Origin of the sequence: Bacillus marinisedimentorum (assembly GCF_001644195.2) — a bacterium.
Taxonomy (GTDB): Bacteria; Bacillota; Bacilli; order Bacillales; family Bacillaceae_O; genus Bacillus_BL; species Bacillus_BL marinisedimentorum.
The window spans coordinates 38,610-58,119 of sequence record NZ_LWBL02000015.1 but is presented as its reverse complement, the minus strand read 5'-3'; the positions used below and the strand labels follow the sequence as shown (position 1 = coordinate 58,119).

Below are 19,510 nucleotides of genomic sequence, written 5' to 3'. Positions count from 1 at the left end.
AGGTGTGCTTAGAAACGAACAATATATAGTCAACTTAGTTCACGACTAATCAGTTAAGCTGAAAAAACAAGTTCGTTCCATTGCGCTGCGGACACTCGCTTTCCACGGGGAGGAAGCTGAGCTTTGAAATAGCTTCTTTGAAATAGGCTCTGTTAAACGTTAGTGTTGATTTCCGTTGCAGGTACTCGCTTCCGCTCCTGCGGGGTCTCACCTGTCCCGCTAGTCCCGCTGGAGTCTCGCACCTTCCACTCCAATCAACTAGTGAAAAAGTCAACATTGAGCTTTAACACAGCCTTGAAATAACACCGCACGAAGAAAATGGGTTTTTATTTTCGAGGAGTCGAGTGTCCTCCGCTCCATTCCACTCGTTGTTAAAAATAGTATGTAAAATTAAAAAGAGAGTAAATAAAGACCCGAACGGCCAGGCGAAAGATTCAATGAAATCTTACCTGACCGTTCGGGTTTATCATGATCTGAAATACTTATGTCCCAGCCTCTTTCAAAATATCTACAATTTATTTATTTTTCATTTAGCAATAACCAATTCCACTCATTATTTTATGATATGTATCATCATTTTTTTGCCTTATATAAGGTTTTTCCATCTAAACTTTTTCTGCTGCCGCTTAAGTTAAGTTCATATATGGAACCCTCTTGATTTTCTGTAAAAGTAACCAAAACGGGAAACGATTCTATATAGAAATGAAGATTATCCCCTTCTTTGACAGGTAAAATTTTAATATCCGGCCAGATTAAATCACAGACAAGATTGCCATTCAAAATTTTGATAGTGCATTCTACTTCGCCTTCCTGGTCTCTATAAGTCCCGCAATATCTTATATTCTCTTCTGAAGTCAGATCTGGATTACTTCTAACAAAGTTTACGTCTAAGAATTCTAAAATCCGTTGACGGTATTCATCCCAGTTTCCTTCTGAGTTTTCAATGGATAATTTAGTAAACTTGTAATTCTCAACAAGACGATTGGTGAAGTTTTGATATTCTGACCAGAGTTTAATCACTCCTGTCTCTCCTGCTAAACCGCTTTTCTTAACATAAGGAGTGAGGATGTCTAAATCAACAAACCATTTTTTCCAGCCTGGTCCCCGGCGTTTCCAGACCTTCCGAATCGACTGTTCAGCATTCTCCTGATAGAAATAAATCAGGGCAGGATTCAGTGGACGGATGATCTCTTCAATCTCCTGCGTGAAGTCTCTGATCCGCTCTTCTCCTAAATTATTTTGGAAAAGGAGCCTAACGGTATTTTGCAAAATGAAGCTCTCAATAATATGTACCTGATCAGATTCGCTGACATGCTTGGCAAATTCCCGCCATATCTTCGGGGTTTCCTCTAAAAACGCCTCTAACTCAGCCTGTGAAGTAAAAACCTCTATGTCTTCTTCATAATTCAGGGGATGGTTATCTTCTTCTTCATGATACCACTTAACTTTAATCCCATTGTTCCTTAACTGGTTTGCCAGGAACTGAGCGGTGGTTGATTTGCCTGAACCTGTTATCCCGTCAATCAAAATTAGTTTTGTGTTAATCATAACTGTATCTCCTTGTCTCAAGGTATGGTGTATTTCAAATAAACGAACAGTTTCACCTGTTAAACGCTAGTGTTGATTTCCGTTGCAGGTACTCGCTTTCCGCGGGGCGGGCGGTGAGCCTCCTCATCGCTATCGCTCTTGCGGGGTCTCACCTGTCCCGCTAGTCCCGCAGGAGTCTCGCACCTTCCACTCCAATCAACTAGTGTAAAAAATCAACATTGAGCTTTAACACAGCCTTGAAATTTAAAAAAAGCGAAGTTCGATCAAAAACTGTTCAGACTCTTTAGAAAGGATGTTTTTTACAACTTCTTTTTATTTAGAACATTATTAACAGTTAAGCTTAACTGGTCCCAACGCTTGATAAATAACTTCAGCTCTTGTTCCCCCTTTTCTGTTAATGAGTAATATTTTCTTTTAGGTCCGGCCGTTGACTTTCTTAAAGTAGCACGAACTAATCCTTCCTTTTGCATTCGAAGTAGTAAAGGATAAATGGTGCCTTCACTGAATGAGTTAAACCCATAAGACTCCAGCCTCGCCGCTAATTCGTATCCATAGATTTCTCCATCTTTAATGATTGCGAGAAGACACCCATCTAATATTCCTTTTAACATTTGAGTTGTATCTGCCACAATATTTACTCCTTCCAATACCTTGTAATACAAGATATATTTTCATTATAATTTTTACTATCTTGTATTACAAGGTATAATTGAAAATAGTTCCAATAATAATAGCCCCGCTTGGGTTCTCTTTAAATAACTGATCTTTTTGGAAATTTAAAATTTTAATCTGTTTGCAAGTTACTGTTCACCGAACTTCATAAAACAATATTTGAACTTGAATAGAAACGCCATTAAAAGGTAAATCACTTGAAACTTTTTTATCCGATGACTGCTCTAACAAATGAAAGGAGGCATTGATTTGGATAATAATATAGATCTTGTTAAAAAAGCAATAAATGGCAATGTTAAAGCTTTTGAAAAGCTTGTTAAAAAAGAAAGTGAGAAATTGTATAAAACAGCCTTTCTTTATGTACGGAATAAAGAGGATGCTTTGGATGTACTCCAGGAAACAATCTATAAAGCATTTGTATCAATAGAACAAGTGAAACAGCCTGAGTTCTTTAATTCTTGGCTAACGAAAATATTAATCCGCACTGCGTATGACTTTCTTAGGAAAAAAAAGAGAGTTGTCTTAGATGACACCCTTCTGAACAACTATAAGACAGAAAGCAGACTTGATATTGAAGGGAAAATTGACCTGGTAAATGCAATCACTAAATTAAATCAGGATTATCAAACGGTTATTATTTTATTTTACTATCATGATTTACCGATTCGCTGTATTGGAGAGACCCTTGAAATGTCAGAGAATACAGTGAAAACAAATCTTCGACGGGCAAAAATTGAATTGAAAAAAATCTTGGGAGGGATGAATGAATATGAACAAACAGCATCTCAAAAATGAAATCAGTGAAATCGAGTTCCCTCAAAGTGAAGTTTTCGATGCAATTAATAGCGGGATAAAAAAAGGGCGAAAAGAAAAAGGATCAGGAAGAATGCCACGAATTAAAATGATTGGAACTGTTTCATCCATTGCTGCATCTGCCTTTCTTGCGTCAGGTTTAATATTTGCACCCATAACCAATGTTTTAGCATCTGTACCAATAATAGGTTCAATTTATGATAAATTCAGTTTGCAAATCGGACATGAATTGCTAGAAAGCAATTTAATCACCCAACTTAATGAAGAAGCAAAAAGTAATGGAATAAATATGACAATTACAAGTGCTTATTATGATGGAAATGTAATCGGTATAACCTTTAAGGCCGATAGCGACAGTATAGCTTTAAATAAAATTGGCGATAAAGGACCTGAGACTGAATATGGATATAGTTTTCACCTGTTTAACGGTAACGAACAAGAACAATGGTCTTCTACTATGACTCAATTGGAAAAGTCAGATGATGGGTATATTGCTGCTATGGAATTTTATAATCCCGATGCTGATTTACCTGAAAATTATACTCTTCCTCTAACTTTCACCTCTATTACTGGCGTAAAAGGTATTTGGAAGTTTGACATTCCTGTTAAACAAATTCCTTCCGAAACAGTTACTACAGAAGGTAAAAGTATTTTTAAGGATTATTCTATTCAGGTGGAATCGGTTATTAAAGGAAAAGCAACTACATTCTTAAAATACAAAACAACATTGCCGTTAGTAGGAAAAAATGATGATATCAATATAACTGTATTTGATAATGAAGGTAATAGATTATCAAAAAACCGTGCAGATGTATTATCAGCAGAACAAAACAATGATGTTGTAGTAAAAGATGTTCGAGAGTTATTTAACAGCAAAATAAAAGAAAACACTAAGTATTTAACAATTCAACCTGAAATCAGAAGGCACGAACAAGAGGCACTAAGCTCTTTGGAAAAGAACACTCCTTTTATTGTTGATAGTAAAAGGTTTGATTATAAAATACGTGTAAACAATATAGAGCAAAATGGAAATCAAGTTATTTTAAATTACAATGTCCAGAATGTGGAAACAAAAGACTTCAGGAAAGATATTATTCAAAACTTTGCTGATTTCATCATGATTATAAAATCTGATAAAATACGTGAAAGTGAAAGTGGAGAGTTGGATATGAAACAAATGCTTGAGCATCGCATTCGAAGTAATCAAGCAAAAGAAACGGGTGATGATAATCTACATTTCCGATCTGTTTTTACTATTGAAAACTCAGTTGGATTTAATATAAAGGACTACTCTTTAATGGTTCCGTTTGGAACTTTAAGTAGCAACACACCTATTGAAATGGAACCAATTAAAATTGAATTAGGTAAATGATGTTTAGGGGGGGCAGAGGGACAGGTCGAGGCCACTGTCCCATAACAAAAACCGGGACAAGGTGCCTGTCCCTTGTCTTCTTTGGTGTTTGGATAATCTCCTCCAAAATTGGTTCATACATTCTCCAACAGACTTCTTATATATTCTCTTTGAACGAATCATTCATGAAAATAATGGCTCTCGGAACAAGTCAAGCTATACTGTCATAAATTGATAAGGTAAAACAGCACGTACTTTGGAGGAAAAAGAATGAACCCTATGTATGCCTATCGCATGAATCCGCAAATAACACAAAATGGACCGGTGCAAGTTATTGTCATAGAACCTTTCGTATATGAAGCCCTGCGCAGTCTAATAGGAAAAAGAGCGGTTCTTGATACTACACGCGGTTCCGTTAGTGGAATGGTTGTTGATACAAAGCTTGATCATGTTGTCATTCAAGAGCATGATTCCACATTCTTTGTTCGCCTACGTGAAATCGTTTGGATAATGCCTGAATCTTAAACCTATCCATGATTTCATTAGCTACAGCCCGAGCTTAAAGACAAAGGGCGGGCAGAGGGACAGGCCCACTGTCCTATAACAAAAAGGGGACAAGGTGCCTGTCCTCTGTCCCTCATAATTTAAATACAGTGGGCAAAACTAGAAGCGATATTCACATTAGATTAGAAATGAGGTGAATTGTCGATGCTTCTAACGTATAAAAACTTTTTTTCAACTCTTGGCCAATGGGTTTTCTTTGGAAGCATAATTGGTTTAATCGTTGGCTCGACAACCACTTTCCTTTTAGAAATAAACGATTATCTTGGTGATGATATACGGTTAAAAAGAGATTGGCTTATCTTCTTTCTCCCCTTTGGAGGAATTGTAATAGGATACATATACATGAACTATGGAAAGGTAATTCTGAATAATACTTTGAATGACACTGCTGAATTAAATAACCTCGTGATCGACTCCGTTCACGGAAAAAAAGAAGTGCCGCGGAGAATGGGTCCCATCGTCTATCTCGGGACTTTTATAACCGTCCTATTTGGCGGGTCAACGGGAAGGGAGGGTGCAGCGGTCCAAATGGGAGGAAGTGTAGCTGCGGCAGTCAATAAATACTTTAAAGTGAACAGACTCGACACAAAAACTCTAATGATGAGCGGAATAAGCGCTGGTTTTGGCGCTGCCTTCGGGGCACCCATAACCGGCGTTGTATTTGGCATGGAAATGACTGCATTAGGAAAATTGAAGTTTGAAGCACTCGTTCCATGTCTTACGGCGAGCTTTGTTGGCCATTATGTAACTACCGCCGGTTGGGGACATAAACACGAAGAATTCATCATCCAAAGCGTACCTGAAGTGTCGATTATTACGTTTCTGAAAGTTATTCTCTTATCTGTGATTTTCAGCCTGATAAGTGTTTTCTACTGTCAGTTGAGGCACGGAATACAAAACTTCTCTGAGAAACTATTCAAGAAAAATCACATGAAAAGAGCCTTCTTTGGAGGAATCATCATTGCAGCATTAACACTAATGATTGGCTCACAGGACTATAATGGCCGGGGATTAGATATGCTTGAACAATCTTTCCAGGAAGAAGTCCCTCCTTTTGCTTTTCTGGCCAAACTGATATTTACTGCTGTGACTCTAGGCAGCGGATTTGTTGGCGGGGAAGCCATCCCCCTCTTTTTCATAGGAGCGACACTGGGAAATACTTTACATACATTTATCGACTTACCTATGTCTTTTCTCGCTGGATTAGGATTAATTGCTGCCTTTTGTGCAGGTGCCAATACCCCTTTGGCAGCTTTCCTTTTGGCAATGGAGATGTTTGACGGAAAAGGATTAGAGTATTTTTTGGTTGCCTGTCTGGCCAGCTATCTATTTTCAGACATCACGGACTATGGCCTTCTCAAAAAATATATGATCCTAAGAGCAGGTTATATAATCTTCCCCAGGGAGAAACCATAGAAAATATAGAAAAAAAGAAAAAATCCACCAAACAAAATTGATTGTTCGGAAAGGGGGGTGCTTGTGGATTTTCACTTCATATGGAAAGCAATTGTCGTCGTGGTTGGAGGAGTCCTTATTTTGCGGTTAGCTGGAAGAAAGTCAATCTCACAGCTTACGGTTGCTCAGACTGTCATGATGATAGCGGTTGGATCATTGATTATTCAACCTGTTGGCGACAGGAACATCTGGATTACAATGGTGATTACCTTTCTAATGGTACTTACCCTTATTTCTATTGAGTATGTGGTGTTAAGGTCGAATGCTCTAGAATCCTTCATATATGGAAAATCTCTTATAGTAGTCGAAAACGGCCAAATTAATGAAAGCAATTTAAAAAAACTGCGCTTAACGGTTGATATGCTTGAAGTACGAATGAGACAGCAAAACATCCAGCATTTCTCTGATTTACAATGGGCGACAATAGAACCAAACGGGCAGTTAGGTTATATGCTGAAATCTGATAAGCAATATGCTACGAAAGAGGATATACAAATGCTGAAATCATTGATTGAATCAAATCAATCCAATCCTCAACATGAAACATCAAAAACGAAACCAAGTGTCTCAAATAACATATTTAACGAAGTTAAAAATAGAAAGCATAAAGAAAAACCTAAAGAGAATTTGGATTAAGAGTAAACGCTAAACGGCACCCAATTAAGGAGACATCATTTTTAAAGTTCATCGGCGATATTTCAGGGAAATTGTCTGTTCGATTACAGGTTTCTTTTTGGTGACAAACGAGGCTGGGACAAAAGTATTTTAGTCAAAGAAAAATCCGAACTATGTTGCGAAAATCTAAATAGAGCTTCGCAATAGTTCGGATTTTTTTATGTATTTTTTAACTGAAATTATTTGTCTATGGAGTCGGGCCATTTAGTTATTGTCCAGTCTCGTTATGTCAATTGTCACCCTATTAAAAACTAAACGGCATAGATTACCATCGGCTGAGTTTATCTTCTCCTTACTTATGATACGGTTCCCCCCGATTAATCCGAAACGCCCGATACACCTGCTCAACCAGTACCAGCCGCATCAGCTGGTGCGGCAACGTCATTTTCGAAAACGACATCGAACTGTCCGCCCGCTTCATCACTTCTTCACTTAATCCGAGGGATCCGCCAATCACAAAAGCGACTTTACTTTTGCCGTACGTTGCAAGATTATCGAGGGTTTTTGCGAATTGTTCGCTTGTTTCCTGCTTTCCTTCTATCGCTAGAGCGATTACGTGGCTGTCAGGGGATATTTTTTGGAGGATGCGCTCGCCTTCTTTTTGTTTCACCTGGAGCATTTCCGCATCGCTTAAATTTTCAGGCGCTTTTTCATCAGGCACCTCGATGATCTCCATTTTCGTGTAAGGCTGCAGGCGCTTCACGTATTCCTGGATACCCTGCTTCAAATATTTTTCTTTCAGTTTGCCAACCGTAATAATTGAGATGTTCACACTTATCCCCTTTCTACGCACAGATTATCCACAGATTTTATCCACATATGCACAATATCTGTCCACATATGGTATAGGATCACCCGTTCGATACCATATACAATGCAGGATTAGAGCAGAATTCACAGGTTGTGGATAACTTCTTGTCTTCAGCCAGTTTGTTGAACTCAGGCGGGGTGTCCGCCACATCCAGTGCGCCTTCGAGTGCTCTGTCCACATGATCGTTGCAGCAATATATCACCATGTTCCCGGTTGCTCCCTTCTTTACCGTGTTGTAGATATGTTTCTTCCGGTCTCTCCATATGCATTTTACCCGTTTTATCCACAATTCATCAACTTCAAAAAGAAAGCCTTCCATTCATTACTTGGAAGGCTTCTCCTTGCTCTTATTGTGCTCTATTCTGATCTTCTGCCAGCGTCATTTCTGTTGTCTGTTTCTTGCCGTTCCGATAAAACGTAATCGCCAATTTCTCGCCAATCTGTTTATCTTGATACAGGTATTGTCGGAGATCCAGTACATTTTCAATTGGCTCGCCATCAAGCGCCGTAATGACATCAAGCTCCTTGAGGCCTGCTTTTCCTGCAGGGGACATTGGTACGACACCTTCCACAAAAACACCTGATTTGATATCTTCAGGAAGCTTTAATGTTTCCTGCCAGTGGTATTTCGGCACTTCGCTGAGAGAACGGATGCTGACACCCATATATGGCCGTTTTACTTCCCCGTTCTTCTCAAGCTGTTCAATGATCGGGATGACCGTGGACGTCGGAATCGCAAGTCCGATCCCTTCAACCGCCGACTGGGCAATCTTCATTGAATTGATTCCGATGACCTGGCCGTTGATATTGACAAGGGCACCGCCGCTGTTACCCGGGTTGATCGCCGCATCCGTCTGGATGACTTCAGCCTGCCAGTCCTGGGTGCCGTCCCCATTCAAATCAACCGGAATTGTACGTTCAAGGCCGCTGATGATTCCTTTGGACACGGATCCTGAAAAACGAAGTCCGAGCGGATTGCCGATGGCAAGCGCTGGTTCACCTGGTTTCAGGTTTTCCGAGTTGCCGAACTCAGCTACTTTTTCAACATGTTCCGCATCCATCTTCAAAACGGCAAGATCCGTGAAAATGTCGGTTCCAACCATTTCTGCCGGGACTTTTGTGCCGTCGGCAAGGCTGACTTCAATCTGGCTGGCGCCCTGGACTACGTGATTATTCGTGACGACAAACGCTTCGCCATTTTCCTTTTTATAGATGACGCCTGAACCTGTCCCTGCTTCCTGCGTCTCGCCGCCTTCCTGCTGCGACCAGAAATCGGCCTGCTGAAGGTTTACGACACCCACTACAGCTTCTGACACTTTATCAACCGCTTCAGTTACAGCGGTGTTTACATCAACATTGACATTCTGTGTGGTCGATGGCATCTCATCATTGCCGTTTTCCTCGCTGCTGCCGACAATTGGTTCGTCTTGTTGTCCAGAGACTCCCGGTACGATCCCTGATTCAAGCAGAAACGGCAGGGAAAAAAGAACGATAAGGGCACCGATGATGACACCGAACAGTCCTTTGAACCATCCGCCGCGCCGTTTGCTTCTGCGGTTCTCATACTCATCATCATAATATCCCATTGTAAGCACCAATCCTTTCATTTTTGAGGGAATTATTTTATGAATTGTGCTGGATCTTGCGAAGCCATTTTTCCTGGCTCCTCATTGATGATTATAAATGGAAAATGTATCAAATGGATGTCAAAGCCCGAACAAAAGTCTCCTTTTCTGTTCCCTTTTCTTTTCAGTATGAAAACATTTTTTACAAATCAGGGATAACCGGTCCTATAATGTAATGATTTCAGTCGGTTCCTGCGGATCGGTATCATACAGGCCAAACTGTTGTTCACCAATGGCTAAGCCTTTTTGTTCAAGTGTCTGGGCCACCGACATTCTGGCAAGATCTTTAATATTGTTATCTTTACTTAAATGAGCCAAATAAATACGCTTTGTCTTATCTCCAATTATATCAGCGAGGGCGAGTGCAGCGTCTTCATTTGAAACGTGTCCGACGTCGCTTAAGATTCTTCGCTTCACATTCCACGGATAACGGCCCATCCTCAGCATGTCGACGTCATGATTCGCTTCAAAGATGATCATATCCGAATCACGGAGCGTTCCTTTAATCCTGTCGCTTACATAACCGGTGTCGGTGGCAAGCGACACTTTTTTTCCTTCATGATGAAAGACATAAAACATCGGTTCCGCCGCATCATGGGACACGCCGAATGATTCGACATCAAGATCGCCGAACGTTTTTACCGTCTCCATATCAAAGACGAACTTTTGGCCTGTATCGACTTTGCCGATCATGCTGTCCATCGCCTGCCATGTTTTTTCATTTGCGTAAATCGGCAGCTTGTACCGCCGGGCAAGAATGCCGAGCCCTTTTATATGGTCGCTGTGTTCATGTGTCACTAGGATGCCGTCAAGCTCTTCGGGATTGATTTGCCTCTGACGCATCAGTTCTTCCATTTTTTTGCCGCTTAGTCCGGCATCGACTAGCAGTTTCTGTTTGCCGGTTCCGATATAAAATGCATTACCGGAGCTGCCGCTGGCCAGAACACTGAAATGTAAACCCATTTATACTTCACTCCACTATTGATAAACTTGTTCCAAAAACTCTTCGGCCTTCACTTCAATGACTTGCCCTTCAACTGCATTGACAAAAAAGCTTTTTCCCTCTTTTAGCCTTATATGCCATGTAGGGGCCACCACCTGGCCACCTCCTGAAAGTGGGACAAGCGTGTAATACCCCATACTGATATGTGTGATTTCACTGCCAGAAGGAAGCATGTATTTCCGATAGAGGTTTTCGATGGCCTTAATTGCAGGCAGGATGCTCTGTTCCTCCACGTCCATTTCTTCAAGATCGACCAGATAGGTCTGATAATAACGGGTAATTTCATTATCCTCATTCAATTCCATCAGGACCATCCCGTTTTTATTAAAGTAAATCGTACTGTTTTTATATGTCTGAAAGAACATAAGAACATTATTCGATTCATCATGGCCCCAATACGTATAATCTTCACCGTGCATGACATTGTTTTCCATAAGTGCCCGCAATTCCTCATCGCTCATTTCTTCCGAAAACTGCACTGGTTCTTCAAAGGTGGACATGATCATCGTTTCGTTCCTGATGTTGATATTCTGCCCGTCGAGGTCACCCAGTTCATCAGGGGTGAATTTTTTGCTTTTCCCGCTTATATATTGCTTGATTTCGTTATTTTTCGGAATCGCCGGATACGTGATGTCCTCCTCTTCCAACTGTTCCTCGATGGTGGATTCAGTCACCTGGTCCAGCTGCGATTTATTGATTTTTTCAATAAGCTGGAAGGTCAGGAAAACATTCAGAACGAGGAAAGACAATATAAAAATGGTTTTTGTTTTATTCCAATCCAATTTTTATACCCTCCCCGCCTGATTCCTCTTTCATGGATACCTGTTCCCATCTGCCGTTGAAACGGATGAACCATGCGGGCTTGAAAAGGAGAACTTCCGGCACTTTATCATCCAGCGCAAATCCAATTTTAATATCCTCGATCATTTCCGAGTCAAATCCCTGCCTTTTCTCCAGTGCCTCGATCACCTTTTGTCCGGATGGCAGTGTGATATCAGCTGTTTCATTTTCAAGCGGGTCGCCTTGCAAGTATAGAAGCGGCCTTGTATAGCGGTTCACTCCCTCATTGTTCCAGGACAGGCTTAAAGCTGCTGTTTCAATAGATTGATTTTCCCTGATAACTGGAGAAACATCGAAAACAGGATAGTGGGCCAGATACAGACGGAACTCCGCTTCATTTTGAAGGGTTGTCCAATCAAATAAATAGTACGTATCCACCCAGCCGGCATGGTCATTGACAAACTCGACACTGTCAAGCACGAGTTCGGCGGGATCTTTTTGCAGGCCTGCCGACGGCACCTGGTTTTGAAACCGCATCAGGCTGTTTTCCTGTAACGTTTCGAGCGCGCGGGTGCCGTCGGTGTACGTCTGTTCCCCGATATCTTTTTTATAATTTTTCACAAGGTTCTTATTGCTGAACAGCGCTTCGCTGAACAAATCCGGGTTCAGCTTATCTGTGAAAAAGGTGTATGATTTCAATCGGACGTCTTCAGCCGGCAAGAAAAATTCCTTTTGTTCCGAGATGGTCTGCAAGAAATGCGGCTTATAGTCCCCTGTCACTTTAGTAAACGTATTGATCAAGTACTCAAGGTTCAAATTGCTCAACTTTGCCCCGTAAACATTCTGAGTATCATACGACACGAAAAACGCTTCGGGCTGGCTGTCTTCTGCCACGGAATAATCAATAATGACCCGGTCAAATGCGTGGGATGCTTTTAAATCTGCCGAAAACGTAAAGATTCTTTCAAAAACACCGAGTGGAATCTCCGTAGGAAAAATGATTTCAAGTGTATTGTTCCGGTCAATTTTTTTATTGAAAACATCCTGGTCCGTTATTTCGAGCGGATACAGCTGGTGAAACGTCCAGTTTTGCATCTCCCGGTACAGTTTGTTCACAAGGGATTGATCCATTAACCCATAATGGTGCCCGCCTGTATTCAGCATAACGGAGGAAGGCCTGATCAGCTGGCTTGGATACCGTTTATCGGCAATGCTCACGTCCTGGAGATATTCAGCATTTGGAATCCTTTCATATTCAGGCTGGTATGTCCAAATGCTGTACGTTAATACAACACTCAAGATGACCAGGAGGGTAAGCGCTACCGTCTTCATTGTTTCGAGGTTTTTTCTTGTCATAGCACATCATCCTCGCGATCTCTCTCAAGAGGAAGGACAAAGTTAATGGCTGTCCCTTTCCCCTCTTCACTTTCTGCCCAGATCCTTCCGCCATGAAGCTGGATGATTTCCTTTGCAATAGCAAGTCCGAGGCCAGTTCCGCCCATTTTGCGGGAGCGCGCCTTGTCAACACGGTAGAAACGTTCGAATACCTTTGATAAGTTATCCTTTGGAATCCCCATTCCCTGGTCTTTAATACTGATCTGGATATCCGTCGGATTATGAATAAGCTTGAACGTGACTTTTCCGCCTTCAGGAGAATATTTCAAGGCGTTTGAAATGATATTATCAATGACCTGGGTTACCCGGTCCGCATCTATATAAACATATAAGTTCTCATCCGGAATGATCCGCTCAAACGAAACATTTTGAGCTTTCGATAATTCGAACCGGTCAATAATGCCGTGATAAAAAGGCGTGAAATTGACACGGTTTAAATTCAGCTTGATATCTTTACTATCAAGCTTGGACAGCTGCAGCAAGTCATTGACAAGCCGGATCATCCGCTCTGTTTCCGTCTGAGTGACACCGAGGAAGCGCGGTGCGATCTCTTTATCCTGCCATGCCCCATCAGTCAGGGCTTCGATATAACTTTTCATCGTTGTCAGCGGCGTCCTTAATTCATGTGAAACGTTAGCAACAAATTCACGGCGTTCCTGTTCAATCCTCTCCTGCTCTGTAACATCATATAATACAGTCATAAAACCATTCGGATAGCCGTGTTCATTTTGAATAATCGAGAAGTTTGCACGGATGATCGATTCCTCATCCTTGCCGGTATAAAAATCAAAAATAAGCGAATCGTCATCTTCATAAATATTTTCAAGTGAAATGTCCGACTCGATTGGAAGAATGGATAACAGCGATTCACCAATTGTTGTTTCACGTGAAACATGCAGCATTTTTTCAGCCTGATTATTCATTAAAATGACGTGTCCCTGCCTGTCAGCAGCAATGACGCCATCGGTCATATGAGCGAGAACAGAGCTTAATTTTTTCCGCTCTTCTTCGGTCATATCCTGGGCGAGCTTCAGCTTTGTAGTCAAATCGTTGAAGGTAAGGGCAAGCTGCCCAATTTCATCGTCCCCATACACTTTGACTTTACGTGAGAAGTCTCCGCGGGCCATGACTCGTGCCTGCCGTTTCATATCTGATATCGGCCTTGTGATCGTCTGCGCCAGAAAAATGCCGAGCAATGCTGTGATCAGCATCGAAATGAGCGTTCCAGTGGCAAAAATACCATTGATCTGGTTCATTTCATCATAAATTTCTTCCATAGAAGCGACAAGATAGATGACACCAAGTACCGACCCGTTTGATTTAACAGGCATCGTTCTCGCGGTCAGACGCTGTCCCCGGTCAAGAAGCCTTCGCGTATCGCCCTGGCCGGAAACAAGTGCAATATCGACCATCCGCTCTGTTGTCCGCTTTCCGACAAACGATTGCTTGTAAGGATTCGATGTACCCACAACACGCTGATTGGTATCGATCACCTGGACTTCAAGGACGTTATCGGATTGTATATCACTAAGCAAACTGCGGATATCCTCTTCTAATGTTTTACTGTCTTCTGCGGAACGATCCTTCGTCATTTCCTGCTCAACAGAGGAAGCGAGCATCTGCGACCGCTCCCGCAGCGATTCATCAAAGTTATTCATTAAACTATCTTCAAGTTCGCGCACAAAATAAACGCCGATGACCTGCATGGCGATCAGGATCAACAGCGTATAAATAAGAATGAACTTAAAATGAATCGATTTAAAGAAACCGATTTTTCTCATGTAATCTTACTCCTGTTCAGGATTGCGGAGATAATAGCCTACCCCTCTCCGGGTCACGATCCATGCCGGGTGACTCGGGTTATCCTCAATTTTTTCCCTCAGGCGCCGGACGGTGACATCAACTGTCCGGACGTCGCCGAAATAATCATATCCCCAGACCGTCTGCAATAAATGCTCACGGGTCATGACCTGGCCGATATGCTTGGCGAGATAATGAAGCAGTTCGAATTCACGGTGGGTGAGCTCAATCGTTTCGCCGCGCTTGGATACGACATACGCATCAGGGTGAATGACAAGGGAACCGATTTCAATTTCGTTCGTGTCATCGCTTCCATTGTCTTCTTCTTGCTGATGGCGGCGCAGATTCGCCTTGACCCTGGCAATCAGTTCACGTGCAGAAAACGGTTTTGTCACATAGTCGTCTGCTCCGAGTTCAAGGCCAAGCACTTTATCGATCTCCGAGTCCTTGGCGGTCAGCATGATGATCGGCATTTCATATTTTTTACGGATTTCGCGGCACACTTCCATACCATCTTTTTGCGGAAGCATAATATCCAGCAAAATAAGGTCGGGCTTCACTTCCTCAACCTTCTGGAGTGCTTCATCGCCATCGTAGGCACAGGTCACCTCGAACCCCTCTTTTTCAAGATTGAATTGCAAAATGTCTGCGATTGGCTGCTCATCATCAACGACTAATATATGTTTGTCCATTGTCTGTCTCTCCTTTTCATCTTTCTGCGATAAAAAGTCCACTCTTATACTTTATCATGTCATGTGCATGAAAGCATCTTTTGACTTTTTCAGGAAGCGGACGTTTTTCTTGCAGAACCCAGTTATTCAAAAAGTGCATAAGATATATATTACTATCCTGTCTGCCTGTTCCATAAACACGTTTCTTTTCGCAAATTTCTGCCATGCCATAGTTTATTAACATATTTTCTTCAGCGTGATAGTTTATGCTGGACCTTATTATTGATTTTCGGCCTTTTTTTAAACAGGATCAACCCGAATTGACCAGGCAGACTGACAGACCTCCCACTGCAGGGGTTCGATTGGCTGAGAGCCTTAATAAGGGCCCTGCGGATTTCACTCCTGTTTTTGAAGCTGTTTCATGCGCTGTTTAAACAGGGAGCATAGCTTTTCAAAAAAGAGAGAATCATCCTATCGTATATCCGTATGAAAAGAACCTCCGGCTGCAGCCGAAGGTTCTCATGCTATTAGAAAAAGTCTAATGGATTTTTCAGTGCACCATTTTTGGTAACCTCAAAATGAAGGTGGACACCTGTGGATCTTCCGGTTGAGCCCATGACTCCGATTTTCGAGCCGCGCGGTACGGTATCACCGACACTGACTGATATGGAACTGAGGTGGGCATATAAAGTCCGATAGCCGTTGTTATGGTCAATGATTACTTTATTTCCATATGCACCACTGTTACCTGCATATACGACCTTGCCGTTGTCCGCAGCCTTTATCGTTCTGTTACTGACGCCGGCAATATCGATGCCTTTATGCTCCCGGCCCCACCGGTAACCCATTTTGCTTGTTACCGTACCGCCGACAGCCGGCCAGGTAAAGGTGCCTGTCCCGCGTGACGGCATCACTTTCGTTCCTTTAATCAGGATTTTATCCTTTTTTTCTTTTACCGTTTCTTCTGCCAGGATTTCTTTTTTAGTATTTTGGCCGTTTACTTCAACAAGAAGATACCGCACTTTTTTCTCGCCATCGTATCCTTCTTGTTTTACTTTGGTCTCACCTTTGTACATATCTTCATCTTTAACGATTTCGACTTTATGAGGGATTTTTTCATTCACATCTTTTTCTTTCTCTACGATGACATTAATGAAAGGTGATTTTGCCGTTACGTTTACTTTGTCATCGATATGGAGAAGGCTGTCCTCCGTGATTTCCGGATTAAGTGTCAGCAGCTGCTTCAAAGATAGTTCATATTGTTCCGCAATATTGACAAGCACTTCGTCTTCCCGAATAGAATGGGTTTTTTCTACCACTTTCCCCGTTTTAAGCTGCTGAAGGGCTTCCTCCACTGTCATAATATCTCCAGGTAAAGAAAATCCTTTTTCGATGTTTGGTTCAACGGAAAAACGGATATCTTTAATAGTGGAATCCGAAATATCTTTCTCTCCGTTTTGGACTGCTTCGTAAATCTTCAGTTCTTCTTCACTGGTAAACTGAAGTGTCAACTGGCGGATGACTTCTTTCGCCGCTTTTTCATCTTTTACATAGCCGACGATTTCGTCCCCAGCTTTAATGGCAAAGGCAGAGGCTTTTACAGCCAGCGACTCATCAAGTGCTTTTTCTACCGTCTCATTATGAAACTGGGCACGAAACGTCTTTTCCGGAACAATCGTCACCTGATTTCCGTATGAAAATTCGAGATCAGGGTACTTTTCCTTCAGAGCTTCCGCTTTCTCTTCCACTACTTCATCTACCACAGACTTTTCATCGACTGTTCCTACCTTGGTTTCACCAAGATAAATATGGTAGACGGTCTGGATGTTTTCTTCTGCTGATGCTGAATTAAAGGATAAAATGGCTGCTGCTGTCAGTACGGCAACAGATTTCGCCACCATTCCGCCAATCCGGCTGCCTGCTTTTTTCACTTTTTTAGACTGTACGTTCGGTCGATCCTGTACTAACACGGTTCTCCCCCTACAAACATTTTTAGTTCTTTCTCTCTATTGCTTTTAAAATATAATTATTTTATTAACACGCCATTTTAAATTATCATAATTTAATAGACTAGTGAAGAAATTGAGCCTTCTGTAACAGAATTGTAGTATACGTTCCAAAAAGTGGTGGGTTTTGTAATGGTTCTGTAATAAACCCCTGGGGCTATCTTCCTTTTTCTGTTAGGTTTAGTTTGGAAGTGGGGATTTTGTAAAAAAGTGTCGGATGGTGGGTGAGGGGGAAGTTCAGCCTCCCATGCGGGATTGAATTTGGTGTTCGATTGCATATAGAGGAAGAGTGCGTAATTACGATCCTTTGTTGTTGCGTGAGTAGAATGAGAGACAGTGCTGAATGGAGAATTGTTGGTGTCTCTGATCGCTTCTAAGACTATATTTACTCTTTAGAGGATATTATAGGTATGGTACTGAATCAACATTCAGTGCCCCTATTTCCGTTTCTTGCCTCATTACAGGCACTGAATCTGCATTCAGTGCCCCTATTTCCGTTTCCTGCCTCATTACAGGCACTGAATCTGCATTCAGTGCCCCACATAGAAAACAAAAAAGATGGAACGTAATACAGCACCAGGCTGCTTCACATCCCATCTTTTTTAATGTATGACCCCTAGGGGATTCGAACCCCTGATACCGCCGTGAAAGGGCGGTGTCTTAACCACTTGACCAAGGGGCCTTCATGGTGAGCCATGGAGGACTCGAACCTCCGACCCTCTGATTAAAAGTCAGATGCTCTACCAACTGAGCTAATGGCTCGTTAACAACAAAAATTATATTAGCACATAACCTGGTAGCTGCGCAACTAAAAATCTGAAATACTTCCATTATTTTTTATAACTGCAGAATTCCATATAAAGAAAATACGCCGATTGGCGAAGACAGGTGCGCAGCTGCCATTATCACTATTCTTTAAATTGGCCATTGCATCAACATACTCCGTGATGACAACTTATACTTTCCAATGAAAAAAGGCTGCCTTTTAAAGCAGCGGCAGCCTTTTTTCACAATCTGTATTTACCTTATTTTAGTCGTTTGCATACACACTGCGGACCATATTTGTCTGGCTCCGGTCCGGTCCGACAGAGAAAATGGAAAGCGGAATGCCTGTCAGCTGGGAAATCCGTTCAATATAATGGCGGGCATTGGCAGGAAGTTCGCTTAAATTGCGGACACCTGTAATATCCTCTTCCCACCCCGGCAGTTCTTCATAAACAGGTTCACATTCAGCAAGGACTTTCAGGCTTGCCGGAAATTCCTCGATGATTTCCCCTTTATATTTATAAGCTGTGCATATTTTCAATGTTTCAATACCTGTCAGGACATCGATCGAGTTGAGTGACAGATCGGTTATTCCGCTTACACGGCGGGCATGGCGGACGACGACGCTGTCAAACCAGCCGACTCTGCGGGCACGACCTGTCGTGGTTCCGTATTCACGGCCGACTTCCCGAATTTGATTCCCGATTTCGTCATTCAGTTCAGTCGGGAAAGGACCATCGCCGACCCTTGTTGTATAAGCTTTTGAAACCCCTACAACATGATTGATTTTTGTAGGCCCGACACCAGATCCTATCGTCACGCCGCCAGCGATCGGATTTGAGGAAGTCACAAATGGATATGTGCCCTGGTCGATATCGAGCATGACTCCCTGAGCCCCTTCAAAAAGGACCCGGCGTCCTCCGTCAAGTGCATCGTTCAATACAACTGATGTATCGGTGACATAGCGGGCAATCTGCTGCCCATATTCGTAATATTCATCAAGGATGTCTTCGATTTTGAACCCTTCTGTTTCATAAAATTTTTCCAGGAGGCGGTTTTTCTCCTTGAGGTTTTCAGCAAGCTTCCGTTCAAATTCCGCCCGATCCAGCAAATCGGCAATCCTGATTCCGTTTCGGGCCGCTTTATCCATATATGCAGGGCCGATCCCCTTCTTGGTTGTACCGATTTTGTTGGCGCCTTTCCGCTCTTCTTCAACTTCATCAAGCTTAAGATGATAAGGCAAAATGACATGCGCCCGGTTGCTGATGCGGAGGTTGTCTGTATTAACTCCTTCGTTATGAAGATATTCAAGCTCCTTAATGATCGCTTTTGGATCGATGACCATGCCATTTCCGAGCACACATACTTTATCTTCATAAAAAATACCTGATGGAATCAAGTGAAGTTTATACGTTTTCCCACTGAATGCAATGGTATGGCCCGCATTATTTCCACCCTGATAGCGCGCGACCACTTCCGCATTTTCGGATAAATAATCGGTGATCTTCCCTTTTCCTTCATCTCCCCACTGCGTGCCGACAACTACTACTGAAGACATGTACCGCACCTCCGCTGT

At 42.2% G+C, this 19,510-nt stretch carries 17 protein-coding genes and 2 tRNA genes; 5 read left to right on the top strand and 14 right to left on the bottom strand.

Annotated features, from left to right (window positions below):
• Positions 1 to 573 precede the first annotated feature (573 nt).
• Positions 574 to 1,548: an AAA family ATPase gene (locus tag A4U59_RS04410; protein WP_070120057.1), complete on the bottom strand. Its 975-nt coding sequence runs from the start codon at positions 1,546 to 1,548 to the stop codon at positions 574 to 576.
• Between the two features lie 299 nt (positions 1,549 to 1,847).
• Positions 1,848 to 2,177 carry a PadR family transcriptional regulator gene (locus tag A4U59_RS04405; protein WP_070120056.1) on the bottom strand — a complete coding sequence of 110 codons (330 nt, stop codon included), beginning with the start codon at positions 2,175 to 2,177 and terminating at the stop codon, positions 1,848 to 1,850.
• A gap of 274 nt (positions 2,178 to 2,451) precedes the next feature.
• Here A4U59_RS04405 and A4U59_RS04400 point away from each other — a divergent pair, with 274 nt between their 5' ends.
• The 5 genes from A4U59_RS04400 to A4U59_RS04380 all read left to right on the top strand — a co-directional run bounded on the left by A4U59_RS04400 (position 2,452) and on the right by A4U59_RS04380 (position 7,039).
• Positions 2,452 to 3,015 (top strand): sigma-70 family RNA polymerase sigma factor, encoded by a 564-nt coding sequence (locus A4U59_RS04400; RefSeq protein WP_070120055.1) that lies wholly within the window; start codon positions 2,452 to 2,454, stop codon positions 3,013 to 3,015.
• Positions 2,984 to 4,405 (top strand): DUF4179 domain-containing protein, encoded by a 1,422-nt coding sequence (locus A4U59_RS04395; protein WP_070120053.1) that lies wholly within the window; start codon positions 2,984 to 2,986, stop codon positions 4,403 to 4,405. The genes A4U59_RS04400 and A4U59_RS04395 overlap by 32 nt, the downstream gene beginning before the upstream one ends.
• 249 nt (positions 4,406 to 4,654) lie before the next feature.
• Positions 4,655 to 4,909: a DUF2642 domain-containing protein gene (locus tag A4U59_RS04390; protein WP_070120051.1), complete on the top strand. Its 255-nt coding sequence runs from the start codon at positions 4,655 to 4,657 to the stop codon at positions 4,907 to 4,909.
• A 183-nt stretch (positions 4,910 to 5,092) separates the two neighbouring features.
• Positions 5,093 to 6,364 (top strand): chloride channel protein, encoded by a 1,272-nt coding sequence (locus tag A4U59_RS04385; RefSeq protein WP_245680493.1) that lies wholly within the window; start codon positions 5,093 to 5,095, stop codon positions 6,362 to 6,364.
• A gap of 63 nt (positions 6,365 to 6,427) precedes the next feature.
• Positions 6,428 to 7,039, top strand: coding sequence for a DUF421 domain-containing protein (locus A4U59_RS04380; protein ID WP_070120048.1), 612 nt, complete (start codon positions 6,428 to 6,430; stop codon positions 7,037 to 7,039).
• 331 nt (positions 7,040 to 7,370) lie between these two features.
• On the opposite strand, the gene rlmH is transcribed toward A4U59_RS04380, so the two are convergent.
• The 12 genes from rlmH to A4U59_RS04320 form a co-directional block, all read right to left on the bottom strand.
• A complete protein-coding gene (rlmH, locus tag A4U59_RS04375) occupies positions 7,371 to 7,850 on the bottom strand; it encodes a 23S rRNA (pseudouridine(1915)-N(3))-methyltransferase RlmH (protein ID WP_070120046.1) in 480 nt (159 codons plus the stop codon).
• A gap of 79 nt (positions 7,851 to 7,929) precedes the next feature.
• Entirely contained in the window at positions 7,930 to 8,208 is a 279-nt protein-coding gene (locus tag A4U59_RS22175) for a CxxH/CxxC protein (RefSeq protein WP_245680492.1), read from the bottom strand.
• 28 nt (positions 8,209 to 8,236) lie between these two features.
• Positions 8,237 to 9,475 (bottom strand): S1C family serine protease, encoded by a 1,239-nt coding sequence (locus A4U59_RS04365; RefSeq protein ID WP_070120044.1) that lies wholly within the window; start codon positions 9,473 to 9,475, stop codon positions 8,237 to 8,239.
• Between the two features lie 204 nt (positions 9,476 to 9,679).
• Positions 9,680 to 10,477, bottom strand: a complete 798-nt coding sequence (locus A4U59_RS04360) for an MBL fold metallo-hydrolase (RefSeq protein WP_070120042.1) — start codon at positions 10,475 to 10,477, stop codon at positions 9,680 to 9,682.
• A 15-nt stretch (positions 10,478 to 10,492) separates the two neighbouring features.
• Entirely contained in the window at positions 10,493 to 11,299 is an 807-nt protein-coding gene (locus A4U59_RS04355; protein WP_070120041.1) for a two-component system regulatory protein YycI, read from the bottom strand.
• Entirely contained in the window at positions 11,286 to 12,653 is a 1,368-nt protein-coding gene (locus A4U59_RS04350) for a YycH family regulatory protein (RefSeq protein ID WP_070120039.1), read from the bottom strand. Before A4U59_RS04350 ends, A4U59_RS04355 begins: the two co-directional genes overlap by 14 nt.
• Positions 12,650 to 14,473 (bottom strand): cell wall metabolism sensor histidine kinase WalK, encoded by a 1,824-nt coding sequence (gene walK / locus A4U59_RS04345; RefSeq protein ID WP_070120037.1) that lies wholly within the window; start codon positions 14,471 to 14,473, stop codon positions 12,650 to 12,652. Before walK ends, A4U59_RS04350 begins: the two co-directional genes overlap by 4 nt.
• A gap of 6 nt (positions 14,474 to 14,479) precedes the next feature.
• Positions 14,480 to 15,184: a response regulator YycF gene (gene yycF / locus A4U59_RS04340; RefSeq protein ID WP_070120035.1), complete on the bottom strand. Its 705-nt coding sequence runs from the start codon at positions 15,182 to 15,184 to the stop codon at positions 14,480 to 14,482.
• A 506-nt stretch (positions 15,185 to 15,690) separates the two neighbouring features.
• Entirely contained in the window at positions 15,691 to 17,133 is a 1,443-nt protein-coding gene (locus tag A4U59_RS04335; protein WP_083270651.1) for a peptidoglycan DD-metalloendopeptidase family protein, read from the bottom strand.
• Between the two features lie 646 nt (positions 17,134 to 17,779).
• Positions 17,780 to 17,851: transfer RNA gene (locus tag A4U59_RS04330), tRNA-Glu, on the bottom strand.
• Between the two features lie 4 nt (positions 17,852 to 17,855).
• A tRNA-Lys gene (locus A4U59_RS04325) sits at positions 17,856 to 17,931 on the bottom strand.
• 268 nt (positions 17,932 to 18,199) lie between these two features.
• Positions 18,200 to 19,492: an adenylosuccinate synthase gene (locus tag A4U59_RS04320; protein ID WP_070120033.1), complete on the bottom strand. Its 1,293-nt coding sequence runs from the start codon at positions 19,490 to 19,492 to the stop codon at positions 18,200 to 18,202.
• Positions 19,493 to 19,510 lie beyond the last annotated feature (18 nt).